Origin of the sequence: Streptomyces sp. NPDC020192 (assembly GCF_044388685.1) — a bacterium.
GTDB lineage: Bacteria > Actinomycetota > Actinomycetes > Streptomycetales > Streptomycetaceae > Streptomyces.
In genome coordinates this window covers 343,656-366,103 of record NZ_JBIRXG010000004.1, presented here as the reverse complement: position 1 = coordinate 366,103, position 22,448 = coordinate 343,656, and the positions used below count along the sequence as shown (strand labels likewise).

The window sequence follows — 22,448 nt, the reverse complement described above, 5'->3', positions numbered from 1 at the left end:
GTCTTACTTCTCCTCGTTGGTGCGGGCGTGGGCAACGGCGGGCTCGTTGCCGCCGAGCAGCAGGTAGAGGACGGCCATCCGGATGGAGACGCCGTTGGCGACCTGCTCGACGACGGTGCAGCGCTCGGAGTCGGCGACCTCGGCGGTGATCTCCATGCCGCGGACCATCGGGCCGGGGTGCATCACGATGGCGTGCTCGGGCATCTTCGCCATGCGCTCGCCGTCGAGGCCGTAGCGCCGGGAGTACTCGCGCTCGGTCGGGAAGAACGCGGCGTTCATGCGCTCGCGCTGGACACGGAGCATCATCACCGCGTCGGACTTCGGCAGGACGCTGTCGAGGTCGTACGACACCTCGCACGGCCAGGTCTCGACGCCGACCGGCACCAGGGTGGGCGGGGCGACCAGGGTGACCTCGGCGCCGAGGGTGTGCAGCAGGTCGACGTTGGAGCGGGCGACCCGGCTGTGCAGGACGTCGCCGACGATCGTGATGCGCCTGCCGGACAGGTCCTTGCCGAGGCCGGCGTCGCGGCCGATCAGCCGGCGGCGCATGGTGAAGGCGTCCAGCAGGGCCTGGGTGGGGTGCTGGTGGGTGCCGTCGCCGGCGTTGATGACGGCCGCGTCGATCCAGCCGGAGGTGGCGAGGCGGTACGGGGCTCCGGAGGCGCCGTGCCGGATGACGACGGCGTCGACGCCCATGGCCTCCAGGGTCTGCGCGGTGTCCTTCAGGGACTCGCCCTTGGAGACGCTCGACCCCTTGGCGGTGAAGTTGATGACGTCTGCGGACAGGCGCTTCTCGGCGGCTTCGAAGGAGATACGCGTGCGCGTGGAGTCCTCGAAGAAGAGGTTGACGATCGTGCGGCCGCGCAGGGTCGGCAGTTTCTTGATCGGCCGGTCGGCGACCCGGGCCATCTCCTCGGCGGTGTCGAGGATCAGGACGGCGTCGTCGCGGGTGAGGTCGGCGGCCGAGATGAGATGACGCTGCATCTGTCAGGCTCCGTAAGGCAGTTCAATCGGGAGATATGGGGCAGACGGGCGCGTACGCGGGTACGCCGAAGCGGCCTTGCGCGCCTGACGTGCTACTGGTCGGTCTGCTTCACACCGAGCAGCACGGTGTCGCGACCGTCCTCCTCGGCGAGCTGGACCTTGACCGTCTCCCGCAGCGACGTGGGGAGGTTCTTGCCGACGTAGTCGGCGCGGATCGGAAGTTCGCGGTGGCCCCGGTCGACCAGGACCGCGAGCTGCACCGCGCGCGGGCGCCCGATGTCGTTCAGGGCGTCGAGGGCGGCGCGGATGGTGCGGCCGGAGAAGAGCACGTCGTCGACGAGGACGACCAGGCGGCCGTCGATGCCGTCACCGGGGATCTCGGTGCGGGCCAGCGCGCGCGGGGGGTGCATGCGCAGGTCGTCGCGGTACATGGTGATGTCGAGCGAGCCGACCGGGATCTTGCGGTCGGTGACCTGCTCCAGCTTGACGGCGAGCCGCTGGGCGAGGAAGACGCCCCGGGTGGGGATGCCGAGGAGCACCACGTCGTCGGCGCCCTTGGCGCGCTCGACGATCTCGTGGGCGATGCGGGTCAACACCCGCGCGATGTCAGGGCCCTCGAGAACGGGCCGCGCATCGGACGCCGGCGGATTCGCGGGCGAGACGTGCTTGTCCATACGAAACGGACCTCCTTCTCCGCCTCACGGGACGGACCTTAAAGGACGTCGGATTTGCGCCATCCACCCTAGCAGGCCACGGGAGGGCCTCGATCACCCCCCTGATTCACCCCCTTGGCCCAAGCGGCCGCCACTACCACGGAAGAGTCGGTGTGGACCATTCGGCTTGACGCACAAGAGTCACGCTGCGTAACCTCACAGTGAGTTACCAGCCGCGCGGCGGGCAACACAGCCGGCCGCGTCGACACAGTGTCCGGGGAGCTATATGTCCAGCGAATACGCCAAACAGCTCGGGGCCAAGCTCCGGGCCATCCGCACCCAGCAGGGCCTTTCCCTCCACGGTGTCGAGGAGAAGTCCCAGGGGCGCTGGAAGGCCGTGGTGGTCGGGTCCTACGAGCGTGGCGACCGTGCGGTGACCGTGCAGCGGCTCGCCGAGCTGGCCGATTTCTATGGTGTTCCGGTGCAGGAGCTGCTGCCGGGCACCACGCCTGGCGGCGCCGCCGAGCCGCCGCCGAAGCTGGTCCTGGACCTGAAGCGGCTGGCCACCGTGCCGGCCGAGAAGGCAGGCCCGCTGCAGCGCTACGCGGCGACGATCCAGTCCCAGCGCGGTGACTACAACGGCAAGGTGCTCTCCATCCGCCAGGACGACCTGCGCACCCTCGCCGTCATCTACGACCAGTCCCCCTCGGTCCTGACCGAGCAGCTGATCAGCTGGGGCGTCCTGGACGCGGACGCCCGTCGCGCGGTGGCCACCCACGAAGAGGGCTGAGACACCGGACATACCGCGCAGAAACGTCTCTACCAGGGGCGGAGCCGTCGTGCTCCGCCCCTGGCGCGTTGTCGCGGCCGCCTCGGCACAGCGCCGACCGCTCGCCCGTCCGCCCAATCCCCCCTCCTCGCCCCCTCGTCTGTGCCACGATCCTGCGAGCTGCACCGATGACGGAGCGGGGGGTGGGTCATGTCGGTGAGTGACCAGCGGGACGAGGCGCTGGACGCCCTGGTGGCTCTCGTGCGGGACATCCACGCGGGCCATGTGAGCGAGGAGGCCGCGGAGCAGCGCATCCGCGCCACGTGGCGGCTGACGCAGGACCAGGCGCGCCGTCTGGTCGGTTTCGGCCGGCACCATGTCCGGCTCGGTATCACCGCCACCGGCTATGTGGTGGCCCGGCTCCTCCTGGCCGTGTCCGACGAGCGGTGGGGGCGCGGCATGTCCTCCCCCTGGTGGCCGGCCGCCGACCTGCTGGTGGACGCCGTACGGCTCGACCTCGTCGAACGGCCCAGCGGCAGACGGCTGCGGCTGGCCTGCGCCGTCGCCGACGAGCAGATCGACACCCTCCGGCAGGCGGGTGAGCTCGACGAACTGGCCGAGACCATGTATGCGGCGGGCATCCTCCGGGTCCATCCGCACATCGGGGGACCCGTACTCGACGATGCCCTCGCCCTCCGGGAGCGGCAGCTCCGCGGCCAGTTGCGCGGCCGTATGTTCAGCAACGATCCCGACATGGGCCCGGACTCCATCGATGCCCTGCCCCACCCCGTGGACGCCGCGCTGGAGGCGCTGCCCTACCTCTACGGCGCGGTGGGGCTGAGCCGCGGCCACGAGCGCGCCCGCTGTCTGAACGCCGTCAACGAGGCGCTGGCCGTCCTCATGAACGATCCCGATGCCGGGAACTGGATGATGGACTCCTGGCTGGCGAACTGCAGAACCGCCGCAGGGCTGATCGACCCGGCCCGCGATCCGGTGAACGCGATACGGCTGCGGCGGATTCTCGCGCACTACGACGCCGAGCCCCCGCCGGACACGCTCGGGGAACTGCTGCCCATGCCACTGTCCGAGCTGGTGGGAGCGCTGGGCGAACGGGAGACCTGGGCCGTGGTGCACCAGGCTCTGGGACTGCTGCGGGAGACCGGCCGGCGCAACGCGCTGCGGCAGTTGGTGGCCGCCGTGTCCACCGAGTTGCCCGCGGCCAGGGAACCCGAGCTGCTCTGGGAACTGTGGCTCAGCCACGTCCATGTGCTGCCCGGCGATCCGACCCCCTGCCCGGCTGAGGACACCCAGGCGGAGATCGCGCGCGCGTTCGGCGACACGATGACAGCCCCGAACCCCTCGACCGCCACCGTCCTGCATCTGGCGGCGCACCTGTGCGAGGGCGGCGGTGCCCGGGCTGCCTGCGCCCTGCTGGACCAGGTGCCCGACTATCTGCCGGACGCGGGACCCGAGGTCGCGGCCGCCGTCAGATGCCTGCTGGGCAGCGCCTCGGCCAACGCGGCCGCCGAGCACCAGCGGGAAGGGGAGCCTACGAAGGCGATCGACCGGCACGCGGACGCCGCACGCCACTACGCCGTCCTGGGCCTGCAGAGCCAGGTGCTGCGGCAGCTGGAGCTGATGGTGAACTGCGCGGACGCGGCCTCCGTGGACGAGGTCACCCGCGCGGCCGTGCTGCTCCGGATCGCGGTCGCCCCGCACCTGGAGTCCGGGCTCTACGAGCCCTCCGCCTTCGCCCTCGTCGCGGCCGCCCAGACGCTCGGCAGCCGCGTGGCCGAGGGGCAGCAGTCGGCGCCCGCGCTGTTGATGCTGCACACGGCGGCGAAGGGGCTCGACTTCTCCCGCGCGCTGCAGACCCCCGGGCCCCGGCAGCCCGCCCCGGTTCTCGTGGAGCTCCGGCGCCGCGTCGAAGAACTCGAAGGCACACTCGGCGGGCCGGTGTCCCCGCGTCTGGCCGAGATCGGCGAAGACCTGGAGATGCTCTGCTACGCGGGCCCGCAGGAGCACACGTCCGGCCAGGCCGAGGACGAGTTGCTCGGCAATCTCCGGCGGTCCTTCGACCGTCAGCTCTCCCGCAGCCTGTACCTCCCGGGTCCGGCGACGGATCTTCCCTCCGCATACCCGGATCTGGACGATGTCGTGAGCGCTCTGCCCGCCGGCACCGTGCTCGTCTCCCTGTGGATCGCACAGCAACCGCGGGACACGGAGCCGGCCGGACCGGACGGGAAGCCCGCCGCGGCACTGCAGCTGATCACGATCACCGCGGAGGGCGTCCAGGACATGCGTGTGCTGCCGTACGGCGGCATGCCCGCCGCGGTGATCCAGGCGAGCAAGGACGGCTACCGGCAGACCATGCACCCCTTCGCCGCGACCGTGGCCACCGTGCGCGAGGTCGCCCGGGCCGACCCGCTGTACCGGGAGGTCACCCGGGCCGGCGAGGAGGAACTGGACTTCGCGCACATCTTCGGCGAGCTGGGCGACGTACTGACCCGTCTGTACGGCGAGGGCAAGCGGCACCTCTGCTTCTGGGCCCACGGCCCCTTCCACTACCTGCCGTTCCCGCTCCTGAGGCCGGCGGGGCGGCCCCTCGCGGACGACTGGACCGTGACCACCGTGCCCAGCCTGGTCTGTGTCACCGGGCCCCGGGACCCCGAGCCGCGCACCGGTACGGGGCTCGTGTCGCTGGGTGCCGCGCTGGGCGGCACGCCCTGGGGGCTGCGGCCGGAGCCGGTGCTGGACGAGCACGCGGCGGCGGTGGCCGCGCTCGCGGGCGGGGTCACCCTGGTCGGCCCGGACGCGACCCCGGCGTCCTTCCTGGCCCGTGCGCAGGGCGCCCGCTATGTGCACGTGGCGGCGCACGGCGCGCACAGCCAGGACGCCTCCTGGTTCCAGTGCCTGTACCTCAACCCGCCCGGGGACGGCGCGGACGGGCGGCTGTCCGGGCACGACGTGCTCGCCCACGACCTGCGCGGCGTGGACCTGGTCACCCTCGCCGCCTGCGAATCGGCGCTCGGACGGTTCGACCTCGCCGACAATCCGCGCGGGCTGCCCACGGCCTTCCTGCTGGCCGGGGCGCGGGCGGTGGTCGGCTGTCTGTGGCCGGTACGGACCGACGCGGCCACCTGTTTCTTCGGCGAGCTGTACGGGCATCTCGCCGAGCACCACGACACCCTGCGCGCGTTCCGGCACGCCCAGACGGTCACCCGCGACCGCTTCCCCCAGTACCGCGACTGGGGCGCCTTCACCTTTCACGGCGGCTGGACCCGCCCCGACCCGAGGAACGGCTGATGGCTCTCGAACTGCCGCCGCTCACCCCGTACGACGTCGATCTGGTCGTCCCCGCCACGCTCCAGGGAAACACCGCCGAGGAGCGCATCCGCCGCCGTCTGACCGTCACCGAGCCCTATGTCACCCGGCGGAGCCTGGAGCAGCTGTACGAGCTGGGGGTGAACCCGGCGCTGCTGTCGGCGTCCTCGCCCGACGACGACTATTTCCTGCTGGTGTTCGGCTGTGCGTTCCGGCCCGGCCCGGACGGCGACTCCGCGCCCTTCAAGGAGGCGAACATCGGCATCCGGCTCGACTCGCCCGGCGCCAAAAGGGCGCCCGTGGCGCTCGCCCTGTCCCCCGACACGGCGAGCGCGACCAGCGGGAACAGCAGTTTCCGGATCGCCCTGTCGGTGCCGCTCGGGGTGGCGGAGCCGTCCGTGGAGTACGCGGCGGAGGGCGCGAGGGAGGAGCGGTACATCACCGCGTACGGCCTGGGCAGCAGCAACCCGGAGTGGCTGCTGCGCGAGCAGCCGGGGCATCCGCTCGACGGGGACGTCCTGCTGGCCGTGGTGGTGGGCGTACCGGCCGGCGTCCCTGTCGTGGCCGAGGTGATCGTGGCGGCGTCCCTGCGCAGGCTCAGGCTCCTGCGCAGCCGGGCGGAGCTGCCGCCGCGCCTGCACACGATCGATCTGGCGTCCTCCGCCCGGCGGACGCTGCCCGGCGGCCCGGCCGGGGCGCTGCCCCAGGGCGCGGGCCAGTGAACGCCGAGGGCCCGCGGACGGATCCGCGGGCCCTCGGCGTGGCACGACATGAGCGTCAGGCGCCGTCCCGGCGCAGGGACGGCTTGAGCTCCTTCAGGCGGCCCAGCAGGCCGTTCACGAACGAGGGCGACTCGTCGGTCGAGAACTCCTTCGCCAGCTGCACCATCTCGTCCAGGACGACGGCGTCCGGGGTCTCGTCGACCCAGATCAGCTCGTACGCGCCCAGCCTCAGGATGTTGCGGTCCACGACCGGCATCCGGTCGAGCGTCCAGCCGACCGCGTACTGGGCGATCAGCTCGTCGATGCGCGTCGCGTGCACGGCGTAGCCCTCGACCAGCTGCATGGTGTACTCGCTGACCGGCGGCTGCCGGGTGTCGGACCGGGAGAGCCGGATCCAGTCCGCGAGGACCGTCAGGACGTCGGCACCACGCTGGTCGCCCTCGAAGAGGATCTGGAAGGCGCGCTTGCGGGCCGTGTTGCGGGCAGCCACGGTTAGCTGTTCACCCGGCCGAGGTAGTCGCTCGTACGGGTGTCGACCTTGATCTTCTCACCGGTGGTGATGAAGAGCGGGACCTGGATCTGGTGGCCGGTCTCCAGGGTGGCGGGCTTGGTGCCACCGGTGGAGCGGTCGCCCTGGACGCCCGGCTCGGTCTCCTGGATGACGAGCTCGACGGCGGCCGGCAGCTCGACGAAGAGAACCTCGCCCTCGTGCTGCGCGACGGTGGCCGTGAAGCCCTCGATGAGGAAGTTCGCGGCGTCGCCGACGGCCTTGCGGTCGATGTGCAGCTGGTCGTAGGTCTCCATGTCCATGAAGACGAAGTACTCGCCGTCCATGTACGAGAACTGCATGTCGCGCTTGTCGACAGTGGCCGTCTCGACCTTGACGCCGGCGTTGAAGGTCTTGTCGACGACCTTGCCGGAGAGCACGTTCTTGAGCTTGGTGCGCACGAAGGCCGGGCCCTTGCCGGGCTTGACGTGCTGGAACTCGACGACGGACCAGAGCTGGCCGCCTTCGAGCTTGAGCACCATGCCGTTCTTGAGGTCGTTCGTGGAAGCCACGGTTGCGGAATCTCCTGGACTGACGTACGACCCCGGGGTCACGCGCTACAGCGCGAGCAGCTCCTTGGTCGTGATGGTGAGTAGCTCGGGTCCGCCGTCCGCCTCGGGGCGTACGACGAGCGTGTCATCGATCCGGACACCGCCCCGGCCCGGGAGGTGGACCCCCGGTTCGACGGTGACCGGCACGCAAGCGTCCAGTTTACCCATGGCGGCGGGGGCCAACTGCGGGTCCTCGTCGATTTCGAGTCCGACGCCGTGTCCCGTCAGGGGTGACAGGCCCTCCGCGTAGCCGGCCGAGTCCAGCACCTGGCGGGCCGCGCGGTCCACGTCACGGCAGACGGCGCCGGGTGCCAGGGCCTCGCGGCCGGCCCGCTGGGCGGCGAAGACCAGGTCGTACAGCTCGACCTGCCAGTCGGCGGGCGACGTACCGATCACGAACGTACGGCCGATCTCGCAGCGGTAGCCGCGGTAGGTCGCGCCCAGGCACACCGAGAGGAAGTCGCCCTCCTCCACGCGCCGGTCGGTGGGGCGGTGTCCGCGCCGGCCGGAGTTGGGGCCGGTGGCCACGGAGGTGGGGAACGCCGGGCCGTCGGCGCCGTGGTCGACCAGGCGGCGCTCCAGCTCCAGCGCCAGGTGCCGTTCGGTACGGCCGACCAGGATGGACTCCAGCAGCTCACCGAGGGCCTGGTCGGCGATCTCGGCGCCGATGCGCAGGCATGAGATCTCCTCCTCGTCCTTGACGACCCGCAGCTGCTCCACGGCTGCGCCGAGGTCGGCGAGGCGCAGGCCCGGGGCGACGGAGCCGATGGCCCGGTGCCGGCGGACCGTGAGGTGGTGTTCCTCCACGGCCAGGGAGTCGGCGTCCTGGGCCACGGCCAGGTCCGCCGCCGCGACCGCGGTGTCGGCACCGGCGCCGACACCGACGCCGTTCGGCGGGAGGACGCGCAGGAGCAGGTTCTCGTCCGGGCGGCCGTCGCAGACCCGGTCGTCGGGCGGGCCGACGCAGACCAGGAGGTCCTCGCGTCTGCCGAGCAGCAGGGCGGAGCCCTGCGGGGCTGCACCCGCGAGATAGCGCACGTTGGCCGGGCGGGTGACGAGCGCTGCCGCGGTGCCGGCCGCGGTGAAGTGGTCTCTCAGCCGGGATCGGCGGGTCGCGTACACCTCTGACATGAGACGAGCGTAGGAGTTTTGCGTCGGTTATGCCGATTTAGTGGGGCCGAGTGGAGTCTGGAGGCTCACCAGCTCGGGGGGCTCGCTATCGCTCTCGCCAGGACCTCGTCCAGTACGCGGGCCGTGCCCGGGACGTCCAGCTGGGAGTTGTCGATGATCGGCAGGCCCGAGCCGTACCAGCCCGCCATGCGGCCGTGGATGCGGGCCACCTCCTCGTCGGTGAGGCGGCGGTTGCCGGTGCGCTCGGCGTTGCGCTCCAGGACGATGTCCAGGCCCGGGAGGAGCACGACCGGGAGCAGGCCGGGGCCGACGTGGCGCTTCCAGCCGCCCAGGCCCACGACCGGGCGGTCCGGGAACACGGCGTCGTCCAGGATGCAGGAGATGCCGTTGGCGAGGAAGTTGCGGGCGGCGAAGCCACAGGTGCGGCGGGCGAGGCGGTACTGGGCCTCGGAGTTGTCGTTCCAGCCGGACTGGGGGTCGGCGAAGCCCGAGCGGACCCATTCGCGCACGTCGTCGAGGCTGATGTGCGCGGTGGGCACCCGGCGGTGGTCCGCCCAGTACTTGGCGACGCTGGTCTTGCCCGCGCCCGCCGGGCCGATCAGCAGGACGGCGAGGGTGGTGGCCGTCGGGTCGGGGACCGAGGCGGGAGCGGGGGGCGCCGTGGGCACGCCGACCGGGCCGCCGGGCGGCAGCGGAACGTGGCCTGTGGTGTCCGGTGCCGGCGGTGCGGCCGCGGGCTGCGGGGCCGGGGGCTGCGCGAGGGGAGGCCGGGGCGCGGGAGGCTGCGCAGGCGTCGGCGGGACGACACCGGTCGGGGCCGGGAAGCCCGGCGGCGGGGGCACGGGGGCGGGACCGGGGGTGGCTCCCGGGTGCGGGCCCGGGTGGTGTGCGGCCGACGCCCAGCCGGCGTGCGGCACCTGCCCCGGCCGGTGGGGCGGCGGCAGCGGAGATCCTCCTGCGTGCTGCATCCGTTGCCACTCCGTCTCGTACAGGCTGTCGGCGCTGGCAGCAGGGGTGAACCCCGCTCCCCACCGAACGGTACCGTCCCCGGCCGTCGTTTGGTGAAACGGCCGGGGACGGTCCGAAGTGCCCGTTCCGGAAAGGGAATCGGACGCGCGCGGCCCTACTGGCCCACTTCGCCGTAGGCGGCGAGCAGGACGGCCGGGTCCGGGCTCTCCAGGACCGTCGGCTTGGCCAGGCCGTCGAGGACGATGAACCGCAGCAGATCGCCGCGGGACTTCTTGTCGACCTTCATCGTCTCCAGCAGCTTGGGCCACTGGTCGTAGCGGTAGTGCAGCGGCAGCCCCACCGCCTCGAGGACCGTGCGGTGGCGGTCCGCCGTCGCGTCGTCCAACCGGCCCGCCAGACGCCCCAGTTCGGCCGCGAAGTGCATGCCGACGGCCACCGCGGCGCCGTGCCGCCACGTGTAGCGCTCGTTCTTCTCGATCGCGTGGCCCAGCGTGTGGCCGTAGTTGAGGATCTCCCTGAGGCCCGACTCCTTCAGGTCCGAGGAGACGACCTCGGCCTTCACCCGGATCGAGCGCTCGATCAGCTCGGCCGTGTGCGGTCCCGCCGGGGTGCGCGCGCCCTCGGGGTCGGACTCGATCAGCTCCAGGATCACCGGATCGGCGATGAAGCCGGCCTTGATGACCTCCGCGAGCCCGGAGACGTAGTCGTTGACCGCGAGGGAGTCCAGCGCGGCCAGGTCGCACAGCACACCGGCCGGCGGATGGAAGGCGCCGACCAGGTTCTTGCCCTCGGCGGTGTTGATGCCGGTCTTGCCGCCGACCGCCGCGTCCACCATGGCCAGCACCGTGGTGGGGACCGCGATCCAGCGGACCCCGCGCAGCCAGGTCGCGGCGACGAAACCGGCCAGGTCCGTCGTGGCACCGCCGCCGACGCCGACGATGACGTCGGTGCGGGTGAAGTTGGACTGGCCCAGCGCCTTCCAGCAGTAGGCGGCGACCTCGGCGGTCTTCGCCTCCTCCGCGTTCGGCACCTGGATGGCGATGGCCTCGTAGCCCTGCCCGGCCAGGTCGGCGCGCAGCGCGTCACCGGTCTCGGCCAGCGCCTCGGGGTGGATCACCGCGATCCGCTTGGCCTTCTGGCCGATCAACCCGCCCAGCTCGCCCAGGAGTTGGCGGCCGACCAGCACCTCGTACGGCTCGGTGCCCGCCGTGCCGGCGACCTGGATCCGGGTGACTGCCTCGCTCATGCCTGCTTCAACTCCAGTGCTTCCAGCGTCTGTCGGGTGACCTCTTCGGGGGTGCGGCCATCGGTCGGTACGACGATGGTGGCGATCTCCTCGTACAGGTGCCGCCGCGCTTCCATCAGCTCGCGCCACTGCTTGCGCGGGTTGACCGCGAGCAGCGGACGGGCCGCGTTCAGGCCGGTGCGCTTGACGGCCTCTTCCACGTCCATCGAGAGGTAGACGACCCGCTGCCCGGTGAGCAGCGCGCGTGTGTCGGCGTCGAGAACGGCGCCGCCGCCGAGCGCGAGGACGCCCTCGTGCTCGGCGAGCGCGGTGTGCACCGCCCGCTTCTCGATCGCCCGGAAGGCGGCCTCGCCCTCGTCGACGAAGATCTCGGCGATGGCGCGGCCCTGCTCGGTGACGATGTCGTCGTCGGTGTCCCGGTAGCCGAGGCCGAGGTGCTCGGCCAGCAGCCGTCCGACGGTGGACTTGCCGACCCCCATCGGACCGACCAGGACGACCGCGGGCACAGCGCTCACCGGATGTGGAGGTGGTCGAGGTACGACCGCACGTTGCGGCGGGTCTCGGGGACGCTGTCGCCGCCGAACTTCTCCGCGACCGCGTCGGCGAGGACCAGCGCGACCATGGCCTCGGCGACGATGCCGGCGGCCGGCACGGCGGACACGTCGGAGCGCTGGTGGTGCGCCTGCGCGGCCTCGCCGGTGGCCACGTCGACCGTCTGCAGGGCCCGCGGCACGGTCGCGATCGGCTTCATCGCGGCGCGCACGCGCAGCAGCTCGCCGGTGCTCAGGCCGCCCTCCGTACCGCCGGAGCGGCCGGAGACCCGGCGGATGCCCTCGCCGGTCTGCACGATCTCGTCGTGCGCCTGCGAACCCGGGATCCGGGCCAGCTCGAAGCCGTCGCCGACCTCGACGCCCTTGATGGCCTGGATGCCCATGAGCGCGCCCGCCAGCCGGGCGTCCAGCTTGCGGTCCCAGTGCACGTGCGAGCCCAGGCCCACCGGCACGCCGTAGGCCAGGATCTCGACCACGCCGCCGAGGGTGTCGCCGTCCTTGTGGGCCTGGTCGATCTCCGCGACCATCGCCTTCGACGCGTCCGCGTCCAGGCAGCGCACCGGGTCGGCGTCCAGCTTCGCCACGTCGGCCGGGGTCGGGTAGACGCCCTTCGGGGCCTTCGCCGAGGCCAGCTCGATCACGTGCGAGACGATCTCGATGCCCGTCGTCTCCTTCAGGTACGACCGGGCGACCGCGCCCAGCGCCACGCGGGCCGCGGTCTCACGGGCGGAGGCGCGCTCCAGGATCGGGCGGGCCTCGTCGAAGCCGTACTTCTGCATGCCGGCCAGGTCGGCGTGGCCGGGGCGCGGGCGGGTCAGCGGGGCGTTACGGGCCAGACCGGCGAGGATCTCCGGGTCGACCGGGTCGGCCGCCATGACCTGCTCCCACTTGGGCCACTCGGTGTTGCCCACCATGATCGCGACCGGGGAGCCGAGGGTGAGGCCGTGCCGGACACCACCCAGGAAGGTGATCTCGTCACGCTCGAACTTCATCCGCGCACCGCGGCCATAGCCGAGCCGCCGCCGCGCCAGGTGGTCCGCCACCATCTCCGTGGTGATCGGCACGCCGGCGGGAAGCCCCTCCAGCGTCGCGACAAGTGCGGGACCGTGGGACTCCCCCGCGGTCAGCCAACGCAGCCTGCTCAACGAAGCTCCTCAGTGTTCGCGCCCGGTACTGCCCTGCGTACGCGGGTCCTCGCGTACGGCGACGGCGCGACCGGGTGCGCGACCCCGGTACGCCACCTCCGATCCTCCCACGTCCGGGGGCGGGACCTGGCTGCCGGTCCAGCAAGCGGACGGGGAATCTCGAGTTCAGCGGGCCGCGAGCGCCTCCTCTCCGGCGCGCCGCATGACCTCCAGGGGCGCCGGGGAGCGGCCGGTGACCTGTTCGACCTGGAGGACGGCCTGGTGGACCAGCAGGTCGAGGCCGCTGACCACGGCGCCGCCGAACATGGACCAGCGAGCCGCGAGCGCGGTGGGCCAGGGGTCGTAGAGCACGTCGAAGAGGGTGGCGGGGCACTCGGGTACGGCGGCGGCCAGGGCGTCGGTGGTGCCGGCGGGCGTGGTGGCGATCACCAGGGGGGCGCGCAGGGCCTGCCCGGCGTCCGCCCAGTCCGCCGTCCGCACCGCCACGTCGAGCCGTTCGCCCCACTGCCGCATCTCGGCGGCGCGGGCCTCGCTGCGCACGTAGACGGTGATGTCGCCGGTGCAGATCCGGGCGAGGGCGGCGAGGGCGGAGGAGGCGGTGGCGCCGGCGCCGAGGATCGCGGCGGAGTCGACCTGCTCGATGCCGTGCTCGCGCAGCGCGGCCACCATGCCCGGGATGTCGGTGTTGTCGCCGAGGCGGCGGCCGTCCTCGGTGAGGACGACGGTGTTGACCGCGTCGACGGAGGCGGCCGTGTCGCTGATCTCGTCCAGCAGCGGGATGACCGCCCGCTTGAGCGGCATGGTCAGGGACAACCCAGCCCACTCCGGCCCGAGCTTCTCGAGGAAGCCGGGCAGGCCGGCCTCGTCGACCTCGAAGCGGTCGTACGACCAGTCGGTGAGCCCGAGTTCGTCGTACGCCGCCCGGTGCAGCACCGGGGAGAGGGAGTGGGCGATGGGCTTGCCGAGGACGGCCGCCCGGTGGGCGTCAGTTGCCCGAGCTGGCATCGAACTTGTCCTTGAGCTGCTTGAATTCGGCAAAGGTCTTGGCGAATTCGGTGTTGCTCACACCGTCGGTCGCCACGAAATAGATCCAGCCGTCGTGGGTCGGATTCAGCGCCGCCATGATCGCGTCCTCGCCGGGGTTGCCGATCGGACCGGGCGGGAGTCCCTTGTGCTTGTAGGTGTTGTACGGGCTGGGGTTGCTGCTGATCTCCTTGAGGGAGATATGGATGTTGCTGGTGCCCTTGAGGTAGTTGTACGTCGAGTCGAACTGGAGCAGCTGATTCGTCTCGGTATTGGTGGGCTTGAGACGGTTGTAGACCACTTCCGACATCTTGCGGAAGTCGTCGTGCGTCTTGCCCTCCGCCTGTACCAGGCTCGCGACGGTGACGAGCTCGAACGCGTTGTTCAGGCCCAGCTCCTGGGCCTTCGCGGTGAGGCCGTAGGCGTCGTACTTGGACTTGGCCTGGGCGACCATCTGCTTCAGGATCGCGTCCGGCTTCATGCCCTTGGCGGCCGGATAGGTACCCGGGAAGAGGAAGCCCTCCAGCGGGTCCTTGAGCGCGCCGCTGTACTGCGTGTTCTGCGCCCAGGCCGGTAGACCGAAGGCCTTGTATTCCTGCCGGGCGGTCTTCTGTGTGGTACCGGCGGCGAGTTCGAGCTTCTTGTCGATCGCCTCGTAGACGCCCGCGTTGCGTTCGCCCGGGGTGACCACGACATTGTTCTGGCTCTTCGGGTCCAGCATCATTTTCACGGCGCTGGCGGCGGACATCTCCTTCTTCAGGAGGTATGCGCCGGCCTGGATGCTGTTGCCGCCCTTTATGTCGTTCTGCGCGTGGACGAAGGCCTCGGCGCTCTTGACGACGCCTGCCTCCTTGAGGCGGTTGCCGATGTCCCAGCCGCCCGCGCCCTTGGGGATCTCGACGGTCACCGTCTCGTTGATGCCGTCGCCCCTGTAGTCGGGGGCCGGGGCGAAACGGTTCTGGTAGAACTTGTAGCCGAAGTAGCCCACGCCGCCGAGGCCGCCGCCGAAGACCAGGACGACCACCATGCAGGCGCAGCCGGTGCGCCGCTTCTTGCTCTTGACGGGTTTCTTGCCCTTGCCGCGCCGGCCCGGCCGGTCGGCGAGCTCGTGTTCCTCGTCGTCGTCACCGTCATCGCCGCCGCCCGTGAAGAAGGGGTGCTGCTCTTCCTCCTCCTCGGGCGCGAACTCCGGCTCCGGTTCCGGCTCGGGGCGCCTGCGGCCGGGCGGCTCCGGCGGCGGGTAGGCGTCCTCGGTGCCGTAGAAGTCGGGCTGCTCCCCGCCGTAGGCGACGGGTTGCTGGCCGTAGGGGTCGCCGGGGTCGGCCGCGTAGGGCACCTGGCCATGGGTGCCGGCGGCGTCCCACCCGCCGTGCTGCTGGTACGGCTGCTGGGCGTGGCCGGCGTACTGGGGATGCCCCTGCTCGTCGTAGTACGGGTACTGCTCATGGCCGTACCCGGCCTGCTGCTCGTGACCCCAGTCGCCGTACTGCGGCTGCTGCGGGTAGTGCTGCGGCTGGCCACCGTAGGACTGCTGGCCGCCGTAGGCAGACTGCTGGCCGATGTGCGCCTGCTGCCCTTCCCATCCGCCGTCCCCGTACAACGGGTCCTGCGGATGCCACGGTTCGGAGCCCTGGCCCCGGCCATACTCAGTCATCGATCCCCTAGAGCCGCGAGGCCGACCGGTCACGCGGCCGATGGCCCGCTTCCGTTCCGCCTCCTCTTGCTGTGTGCCGACTGTTCGAACACCGGCACACCGCGCGGAACGTTACCGTATCGCGATCAGATGACCACTTCGACGCCCTCGCCGGGTGCTTTACCTGACACCCGTTCGGATTCGAGGGCCTGCTGCAGGATGATCACGGCGGCGGCCTGGTCGATGACCGAGCGGCCCTTCTTCGACTTCACCCCCGAGGCGCGCAGTCCCTGAGTGGCCGTCACGGTCGTCATCCGCTCGTCCACCAGGCGGACCGGCACCGGCTTGATGCCCTTGGCCAGCTCCTGGGCGAAGGCGCGGACCTTGACCGCGGCCGGGCCCTCGCCCCCCTTGAGGGAGCGAGGGAGTCCGACGACGACCTCGATCGGCTCGTACTCCTCCACCAGCTGCCTGAGCCGGCGGTGGGCGGCGGGGATGTCCCGGCCGGGGACCGTCTCCACCGGGGTGGCGAGGATCCCGTCGGGGTCGCACGACGCGACCCCGATCCGGGCGTCCCCGACGTCGATCGCGAGTCGACGTCCTCTGCGCATTTCCGACCGTTTCCTTACGTGCCGTTACTTGGCGGTCTCGGCGACCAGGCGCTCGACGGCGTCCACGGCGTCACCGACGGCGGCCGGGTTCTGACCGCCGCCCTGGGCCACGTCCGGCTTGCCGCCACCGCCGCCGCCGAGGGTCTTGGCGGCGGTGCGCACCAGGTCACCGGCCTTGAGACCGCGCTCGCGGGCGGCCTCGTTGGTGGCGATGACCGTGAGCGGCTTGCCGTTGTTGACCGTGAAGAGGGCGACCACGGCGGCGCGTCCGCCCTGGATGCGGCCACGCACGTCCAGGACCAGCCTGCGCAGGTCGTCCGGCGTCGTGCCGTCCGGCACCTGACCGGTGACGACGGCCACGCCGCGCACGTCCTTGGCGGACTCGGCGAGACCGGCGGCGGCCTGGAGCACCTTCTCGGCGCGGAACTTCTCGATCTCCTTCTCGGCGTCCTTCAGCTTGCCGAGCATCGAGGAGACCTTCTCCGGCAGCTCCTCCGGGCGGCCCTTGAGCAGCTCGGTCAGCTGGTTGACGACCGTGTGCTCACGGGCGAGGAAGCTGTAGGCGTCCACACCGACGAGAGCCTCGATACGGCGCACACCCGAGCCGATGGAGGACTCGCCGAGCAGCTTCACCAGGCCCAGCTGGGCGGTGTTGTGCACGTGCGTGCCGCCGCACAGCTCCTTGGAGAAGTCGCCGATGGTCACCACGCGGACGCGCTCGCCGTACTTCTCGCCGAACTCGGCGATGGCGCCCTGCTTCTTGGCCTCGTCGATGCCCATGATGTCGGCGCGCACGTCGAGGTCGCGGGCGAGCACCTCGTTGATCTTCTGCTCGACGTCGGTCATCACGGCCGTCGGCACGGCGGACGGGGAGCCGAAGTCGAAGCGGAAGCGGCCGGGCTGGTTCTCGGAGCCGGCCTGGGCGGCCGTCGGGCCGAGGGCGTCGCGCAGGGCCTGGTGGGTCAGGTGCGTGGCCGAGTGGGCGCGGGCGATGGCCTTGCGGCGGCGGGCGTCGATGGAGGCGACGGCCTTGGCGCCGACGGTGACCTCGCCGACCTGGACGACGCCCTTGTGGACGTACACCCCGGGGACCGGCTTCTGGCAGTCGCGGATCTCGATGACGGCACCGGAGTCGGCCTTGATCCGGCCGGTGTCGCCGATCTGGCCGCCGCCCTCGGCGTAGAACGGGGTGCGGTCGAGGACGATCTCGACCTCGTCGCCCTCGGTGGCGGCCGGCGAGGAGACGCCGTCGACCAGGATGCCGACGATCGTGGACTCGCCCTCGGTGTCGCTGTAGCCGATGAAGTCGGTCTCGCCGACCTTGTCGGCGATCTCACGGTAGGCACCGGCGCCGGCGTGGCCGGTCTTCTTGGCCTGGGCGTCGGCCTTGGCGCGCTCCCGCTGCTCCTTCATCAGGCGGCGGAAACCGTCCTCGTCCACGGAGAGGCCCTGCTCGGCGGCCATCTCCAGGGTGAGGTCGATCGGGAAGCCCCAGGTGTCGTGGAGCAGGAAGGCCTTGTCGCCGGAGAGGACCGTGCCGCCGGACTGCTTGGTCTCGGTGACGGCGGTGTCGAGGATGTTGGTGCCGGCCTTCAGCGTCTTGAGGAAGGCGTTCTCCTCGGCGACGGCGACCTTCTCGATGCGCTCGCGGTCGGTGATGAGCTCGGGGTACTGCTGGCCCATCATCCGGATCACGGTGTCGATCAGGTCGAGGACGACCGGACCGGTGGCGCCCAGCAGGCGCATGTTGCGGATGGCGCGGCGCATGATGCGGCGCAGGACGTAGCCACGGCCCTCGTTGCCGGGGGTGACGCCGTCGCCGATGAGCATCACGGACGTACGCATGTGGTCGGTGACCACGCGCAGGGAGACGTCGGAGTCGTGGGCGTCGCCATAGGCCACGCCGGTCAGCTCGGTGGCCTTGTCGATGACGGCCATGGAGGTGTCGATCTCGTACATGTTCTGCACGCCCTGCAGAATCATGGCGAGGCGCTCCATGCCGAGGCCCGTGTCGATGTTCTTGCTCGGCAGCTCGCCGAGGATCTCGAAGTTGTCCTTGCCGATGCCCTCGCCGCGCTCGTACTGCATGAAGACGAGGTTCCAGATCTCCACGTACCGCTCGTCGTTGACGGCGGGGCCGCCCTCGACGCCGAACTCGGGGCCGCGGTCGTAGTTGATCTCGGAGCAGGGGCCGCAGGGGCCGGGGACGCCCATGGACCAGTAGTTGTCCTTCATGCCGAGGCGCTGGATGCGCTCCTTCGGCACGCCGACGATCTCGTGCCAGATGCGCTCGGCCTCGTCGTCGTCCTTGTAGACGGTGATCCACAGGCGCTCGGGGTCGAGGCCGTAACCGCCCTTGTCCTGGGGCGTGGTGAGCAGCTCCCAGGCGTGCTTGATGGCGCCTTCCTTGAAGTAGTCGCCGAAGGAGAAGTTGCCGCACATCTGGAAGAACGTGCCGTGGCGCGTGGTCTTGCCGACCTCTTCGATGTCGGGCGTGCGCACGCACTTCTGCACGCTGGTGGCGCGCGGGAACGGCGGCTTGACCTCACCCAGGAAGTAGGGCTTGAAGGGCACCATGCCGGCGGGGACGAGGAGCAGAGTCGGGTCGTCCGCGATGAGCGACGCCGAAGGGACGACGGTGTGCCCGCGCTCCTCGAAGAAGCTCAGCCAGCGGCGGCGGATCTCAGCCGACTCCATCAGTGGTCCTCATTCCGGTTGTACGAGTGCTTCGCTTGCGAAGAAAACGACGTTTCGATGTACTTCGGTGTGCTGTGGTTGTTGCTGTTCTCGATGGCGGTGTACTGCCGGGGTGCGGGAAGTTCGGGGCTCTCCTGGATTCCCAGGGCCTCCTCCAGCTCGGCCTCCCGCGCGGCCATGTTGTCGCGGACGTCGAGGGCGAAGCCCACCGCGCGGTCCTTCAGCCGCTGACCGGTCTCCAGGGCCTTGTTCGCCGCGGTGGCGGCCAGGCTCTCGGGGGTCAGCTGCTTCAGCTTGCGGTTGACCTTGGTGGTGGCCCACACACCGGCGGCGACACCTGTGGTGAACCAGAACGTACGGCGGAACATCGCTCGGTCTCAGTCCTTACTTCCGCTTGCGTCGCGCGGCGGGGACCGTGCGGCCCACGATCACGGTACGCCGGGGCGCCTTGGCGGGCACGTCCTCCTTGCGGCCGCCCAGCGCCCGGCGCACGCCGTAACCGAAGGCCGCGACCTTGACCAGTGGGCCGCCGAACGTGGAGGCGACGGTCGTGGACAGCGCGGAGGCGTTCGACGTGACCTCCTGGACATCGGAGGCGATGGAGTCGACGCGGTCGATCTGGGTCTGCGCGGAACGCACCGCCTGGGAGGCGTCGGCGAGCAGCGGGACGGCCTGGTCGGTCACGTCCGCCACGAGCTTGGTGGTCGCCTTGAGCGTCTGGGCCAGCCTCGCGAGTGCCACCGCGAGGAAGGAGACCAGGATCGCCCAGAAGACGGCCACCAGGATCCCGGCCACCTCTCCACCGGACACTGTGCGCACCCGCTCCCTGAAACGTGCCTGAGCATCGAAAAAGTCGTGCCCCGAGCCTATCGCGCCACGGCCGGCGCTCCGTACCGGATTACCCGGCGTCGGAGACTGAGTTGCGGGAAGCGATTGTACGCACTGAACACACTTCAGTACGCTCCGTGTCCCATGCGAGGTCCCCAGCGCCCAGGCCCCTTCCCCGACGGCGATCCGCCCCTGGAACTGACCACGTTCGTCGGGCGTTCGGCCGAACTCGCCGGACTGGCGGCGGCGCTCGGCGGCTCGCGGCTGGTGACCGTGACCGGGGTCGGCGGCGTCGGCAAGTCCCGGCTGGCCGCGCGGGTCGCCGCCGGGTGGGCGTCCGGGCCGTGCGGCCGGGTGGAGCTGGCGCCGGTGAGTGATCCGCAGTTCGTGGAGTACGCGGTGGTGGAGGCGCTGGGCCTGACCGACCACACCACCCGGCTGCCCCGCCAGATGCTGCTGGAGCATCTCGCCGGGCGCCCGGTACTGCTGGTGCTGGACGGGTTCGAGCATCTGGCGGCGGCCTGTGCCGAGCTGACCGCGGAACTGCTGCGCAAGCTGCCCGAGCTGACGGTGCTGGCCGCGGGCCGGCGACCACTGGGGCTGGCGGGCGAACGGCTGTTCCCGCTCGCACCGCTCGGCGAGGACGCGGCGGTGGAGCTGTTCACGGACCGGGCCCGGGAGCAGGGGGTGAGCGTGTCCGACGGTCCCGAGGTGCGCGAGCTCGCCCGCCGGCTGGAGGGGATCCCGCTCGCGGTGGAACTGGCGGCCGGGCGGCTGCGGGCGCTGTCCCCCGGGCAGCTGGTGCAGCGGCTGGACGACCGGTTCCGGCTGCTGACCACGGGCTCCGGGCCATGGTCCGTCCCCGGTGGACCCCCGGCCCGCCACCAGACGCTGCGCACGGCGATCGGCTGGAGCCATGAGCTCGCCACGCCCGCCGAACGGCTGCTCTGGGCGCGGCTGTCGGTGTTCGCGCGGACCTTCGACCTGGAGGCGGCCGAGTACGTGTGCAGCGGGGACGGGCTGCCCGCCGAGGACGTCCTCGACGTACTGTCGGAGCTGCTGGCCCAGTCGGTCGTCACCCGCGAGGACACCCCGGCCGGCCCCCGTTACCGGATGCTGGACACCGTCCGGGCCTACGGCGCCGACTGGCTGGAGGCGGCCGGGGACGCGGGGCGGCTGCGCAGGCGGCACCGGGACTGGTGTCTGGGCCTGGCGACCTGGTGCGAGCTGGACTGGTTCTCGCCCCGGCAGCGCGAGATCGCCGCGCGGGTCGAGGCCGAGCTGCCGAATCTGCGGGCCGCGCTGGAGTTCTGTCTGACCGAGCCGGACGAGGCGCATCTCGGCCAGTGCCTGGCGGGGGCGCTGTGGTTCTGCTGGGTGGGCTGCGGGCGGCTCGCGGAGGGGCGGCGCTGGCTGGAGCGCAGCGTGGAGCTGGACTCGGAGTACGAGCAGTCCCGGCTCAAGGCGCTGTGGGTGCTCGGCTACGTGGCGGTCCTGCAGGGCGACACCGTGCCGGCGCTGGCGGCGCTGCGGGAGTGCCGGGAGCAGGCGGAGCGGACGGCGGACGCGACCGCGGTGGCGTACGCGGAGCACCGCACCGGCTGTCTGGCCCTGGTCAGCGATGACATGGCGCGTGCGGAAACGCTGCTGCGGTCGGCGCTGGAGCGCTATCAGGAGATCGGCGAGCTGAACAGCAACGTCCTGATGGGCCAGGTGGAGCTGGCGATGACGCGGGCCTTCCAGGGCGATCTGCCGGACGCGGTACGGCTGTGCGAGGACGTACGGCAGGTGTGTGAGGACCACGGGGAGCGCTGGGCCCGGTCGTACGCCCTGTACGTGCTGGCGTACGCGGCCTGGCAGGAGGGCGCTCAGGAGCGGGCGCGGGAACTGCTCACGGAGTGCCTGCGCCATGCGCACGCCTTCCACGACCTGCTCGCCTCGGTACTGACGATCGAGCTGCTGGCGCTGGTGACGGCGACCGAGGGTGAGGCGGCCGAGGCGGCGCTGCTCCAGGGGGCGGCGGCCCGGCTGTGGCCGTCGGTGGGGCTGCCGCTGTTCGGCTCGGCGTACTACAACGCCCCGCACGAGCACTGCGAGACCCTCGCCCGGCAGGCGCTGGGGGACGCACGGTACGAGGAGTGCGTGCGGGAAGGAGGCCGGCTCGACCGCGCTGCGGCGGTGGCCCGTGCGCTGGGGCATGCGCGGGTACGACCGCTGGACGGACTTCCGGCGCCACGGGGGCAGCAGCGCGGTGGCGGAGACTGGGGATCCCCCCTGTTCGAGCGAGGCCAAGAACGCGGGGGCGCGACCAGCCCCCACCGGTCCGCGCTGTCCGAACGGCCGGAACGACAAACCCGCCGCCTCCCGCGCCCGAAGGGCGGGGAGGCGGCGGGCTGAAGTACTACGCCCTGGCTGGGATCAGCGGGCGTAGTACTCGACGACGAGCTGCTCGTCGCAGATGACCGGAACTTCCTTGCGGTTCGGCTCGCGGTCCAGGCGGAACGCCAGGGCCTTGAGGTTCACCTGCAGGTAGCGCGGGATCTCACCCTCGGGGGCGAAGCCACCCTCGCGGGCGATCGTGAAGAGCGTCTTGTCCTTGGAGCGGTCGCGGACCTGCACGACGTCGTCCGGGCGGACACGGAAGGACGGCTTGTCGACCTTCTGGCCGTTGACCTGGATGTGGCCGTGGACGACCATCTGACGGGCCTGGTAGATGGTGCGGGCGATGCCCGAACGCAGGACCAGGGCGTCGAGACGGCGCTCGAGCTCCACGATCAGGGCCTCACCGGTCTTGCCCTGAACCTTGGACGCGCGCTCGTAGGCGCGGACCAGCTGGCGCTCGGAGATGTCGTACTGCGCGCGCAGACGCTGCTTCTCCAGCAGACGGACCTTGTAGTCCGAGTTCTGCTTGCGGCCACGGCCGTGCTCGCCCGGCGGGTAGGGGCGGGCCTCGAAGTACTTGACGGCCTTGGGGGTCAGCGCGATGCCGAGGGCACGCGACTTCTTGACCTTGGGGCGGGACTGGTTCGCCACTGTCTCTATCTCTTTCGTAGTGTTCGGCTCG

The 22,448-nt window shown here is 71.3% G+C and carries 20 protein-coding genes; 4 read left to right on the top strand and 16 right to left on the bottom strand.

Annotation, left to right across the window (positions count from 1 at the left end):
* Positions 1 to 3: 3 nt before the first annotated feature.
* Complete coding sequence (locus ACH47Z_RS11290) at positions 4 to 984, bottom strand: aspartate carbamoyltransferase catalytic subunit (RefSeq protein ID WP_399072933.1); 981 nt, start codon at positions 982 to 984, stop codon at positions 4 to 6.
* A gap of 92 nt (positions 985 to 1,076) precedes the next feature.
* The gene (gene pyrR / locus ACH47Z_RS11285) at positions 1,077 to 1,658 is read right to left on the bottom strand and encodes a bifunctional pyr operon transcriptional regulator/uracil phosphoribosyltransferase PyrR (protein ID WP_399072932.1); all 582 of its coding nucleotides are present in this window, start codon (positions 1,656 to 1,658) and stop codon (positions 1,077 to 1,079) included.
* Between the two features lie 265 nt (positions 1,659 to 1,923).
* On the opposite strand from pyrR, the gene bldD reads away from it, so the two are divergent.
* The 3 genes from bldD (at position 1,924) to ACH47Z_RS11270 (ending at position 6,452) form a co-directional block, all read left to right on the top strand.
* On the top strand, positions 1,924 to 2,427 hold the full coding sequence (gene bldD, locus ACH47Z_RS11280) for a transcriptional regulator BldD (RefSeq protein ID WP_399072931.1): 504 nt from the start codon (positions 1,924 to 1,926) through the stop codon (positions 2,425 to 2,427).
* A 189-nt stretch (positions 2,428 to 2,616) separates the two neighbouring features.
* On the top strand, positions 2,617 to 5,712 hold the full coding sequence (locus ACH47Z_RS11275) for a CHAT domain-containing protein (RefSeq protein WP_399072930.1): 3,096 nt from the start codon (positions 2,617 to 2,619) through the stop codon (positions 5,710 to 5,712).
* A complete protein-coding gene (locus tag ACH47Z_RS11270; RefSeq protein WP_399072929.1) occupies positions 5,712 to 6,452 on the top strand; it encodes a hypothetical protein in 741 nt (246 codons plus the stop codon). The genes ACH47Z_RS11275 and ACH47Z_RS11270 overlap by 1 nt, the downstream gene beginning before the upstream one ends.
* A 55-nt stretch (positions 6,453 to 6,507) precedes the next feature.
* Here ACH47Z_RS11270 and nusB read toward each other — a convergent pair whose 3' ends face one another.
* The 13 genes from nusB to ACH47Z_RS11205 form a co-directional block, all read right to left on the bottom strand.
* Positions 6,508 to 6,942: a transcription antitermination factor NusB gene (gene nusB / locus ACH47Z_RS11265; protein WP_399072928.1), complete on the bottom strand. Its 435-nt coding sequence runs from the start codon at positions 6,940 to 6,942 to the stop codon at positions 6,508 to 6,510.
* Positions 6,943 to 6,944: 2 nt separating this feature from the next.
* The gene (gene efp / locus ACH47Z_RS11260) at positions 6,945 to 7,511 is read right to left on the bottom strand and encodes an elongation factor P (protein WP_399072927.1); all 567 of its coding nucleotides are present in this window, start codon (positions 7,509 to 7,511) and stop codon (positions 6,945 to 6,947) included.
* 45 nt (positions 7,512 to 7,556) lie between these two features.
* On the bottom strand, positions 7,557 to 8,681 hold the full coding sequence (locus ACH47Z_RS11255; protein ID WP_399072926.1) for an aminopeptidase P family protein: 1,125 nt from the start codon (positions 8,679 to 8,681) through the stop codon (positions 7,557 to 7,559).
* A gap of 65 nt (positions 8,682 to 8,746) precedes the next feature.
* Positions 8,747 to 9,649 (bottom strand): Pro-rich N-terminal domain-containing protein, encoded by a 903-nt coding sequence (locus tag ACH47Z_RS11250; protein WP_399072925.1) that lies wholly within the window; start codon positions 9,647 to 9,649, stop codon positions 8,747 to 8,749.
* A 155-nt stretch (positions 9,650 to 9,804) separates the two neighbouring features.
* Entirely contained in the window at positions 9,805 to 10,896 is a 1,092-nt protein-coding gene (gene aroB, locus ACH47Z_RS11245) for a 3-dehydroquinate synthase (protein ID WP_399072924.1), read from the bottom strand.
* Entirely contained in the window at positions 10,893 to 11,375 is a 483-nt protein-coding gene (locus tag ACH47Z_RS11240; RefSeq protein ID WP_399073040.1) for a shikimate kinase, read from the bottom strand. Before ACH47Z_RS11240 ends, aroB begins: the two co-directional genes overlap by 4 nt.
* A 32-nt stretch (positions 11,376 to 11,407) precedes the next feature.
* The gene (gene aroC / locus ACH47Z_RS11235) at positions 11,408 to 12,592 is read right to left on the bottom strand and encodes a chorismate synthase (protein WP_399072922.1); all 1,185 of its coding nucleotides are present in this window, start codon (positions 12,590 to 12,592) and stop codon (positions 11,408 to 11,410) included.
* A 165-nt stretch (positions 12,593 to 12,757) separates the two neighbouring features.
* Positions 12,758 to 13,597, bottom strand: coding sequence for a shikimate dehydrogenase (locus ACH47Z_RS11230; protein ID WP_399072921.1), 840 nt, complete (start codon positions 13,595 to 13,597; stop codon positions 12,758 to 12,760).
* Positions 13,578 to 15,269 carry an endolytic transglycosylase MltG gene (mltG, locus tag ACH47Z_RS11225; protein ID WP_399072920.1) on the bottom strand — a complete coding sequence of 564 codons (1,692 nt, stop codon included), beginning with the start codon at positions 15,267 to 15,269 and terminating at the stop codon, positions 13,578 to 13,580. Before mltG ends, ACH47Z_RS11230 begins: the two co-directional genes overlap by 20 nt.
* Positions 15,270 to 15,394: 125 nt before the next feature.
* The gene (gene ruvX / locus ACH47Z_RS11220; protein ID WP_399072919.1) at positions 15,395 to 15,859 is read right to left on the bottom strand and encodes a Holliday junction resolvase RuvX; all 465 of its coding nucleotides are present in this window, start codon (positions 15,857 to 15,859) and stop codon (positions 15,395 to 15,397) included.
* 24 nt (positions 15,860 to 15,883) lie between these two features.
* Positions 15,884 to 18,556 carry an alanine--tRNA ligase gene (alaS, locus tag ACH47Z_RS11215; RefSeq protein ID WP_399072918.1) on the bottom strand — a complete coding sequence of 891 codons (2,673 nt, stop codon included), beginning with the start codon at positions 18,554 to 18,556 and terminating at the stop codon, positions 15,884 to 15,886.
* Positions 18,556 to 18,924: a hypothetical protein gene (locus ACH47Z_RS11210; protein WP_399072916.1), complete on the bottom strand. Its 369-nt coding sequence runs from the start codon at positions 18,922 to 18,924 to the stop codon at positions 18,556 to 18,558. Before ACH47Z_RS11210 ends, alaS begins: the two co-directional genes overlap by 1 nt.
* Before the next feature lie 16 nt (positions 18,925 to 18,940).
* Positions 18,941 to 19,375 carry a DUF948 domain-containing protein gene (locus ACH47Z_RS11205; protein WP_399072915.1) on the bottom strand — a complete coding sequence of 145 codons (435 nt, stop codon included), beginning with the start codon at positions 19,373 to 19,375 and terminating at the stop codon, positions 18,941 to 18,943.
* A 153-nt stretch (positions 19,376 to 19,528) separates the two neighbouring features.
* Between ACH47Z_RS11205 and ACH47Z_RS11200 the strand changes: the two genes are divergently transcribed.
* Positions 19,529 to 21,781, top strand: coding sequence for an ATP-binding protein (locus ACH47Z_RS11200; protein ID WP_399072914.1), 2,253 nt, complete (start codon positions 19,529 to 19,531; stop codon positions 21,779 to 21,781).
* Positions 21,782 to 21,802: 21 nt separating this feature from the next.
* On the opposite strand, the gene rpsD is transcribed toward ACH47Z_RS11200, so the two are convergent.
* Complete coding sequence (gene rpsD / locus ACH47Z_RS11195) at positions 21,803 to 22,417, bottom strand: 30S ribosomal protein S4 (RefSeq protein ID WP_399072913.1); 615 nt, start codon at positions 22,415 to 22,417, stop codon at positions 21,803 to 21,805.
* Positions 22,418 to 22,448 lie beyond the last annotated feature (31 nt).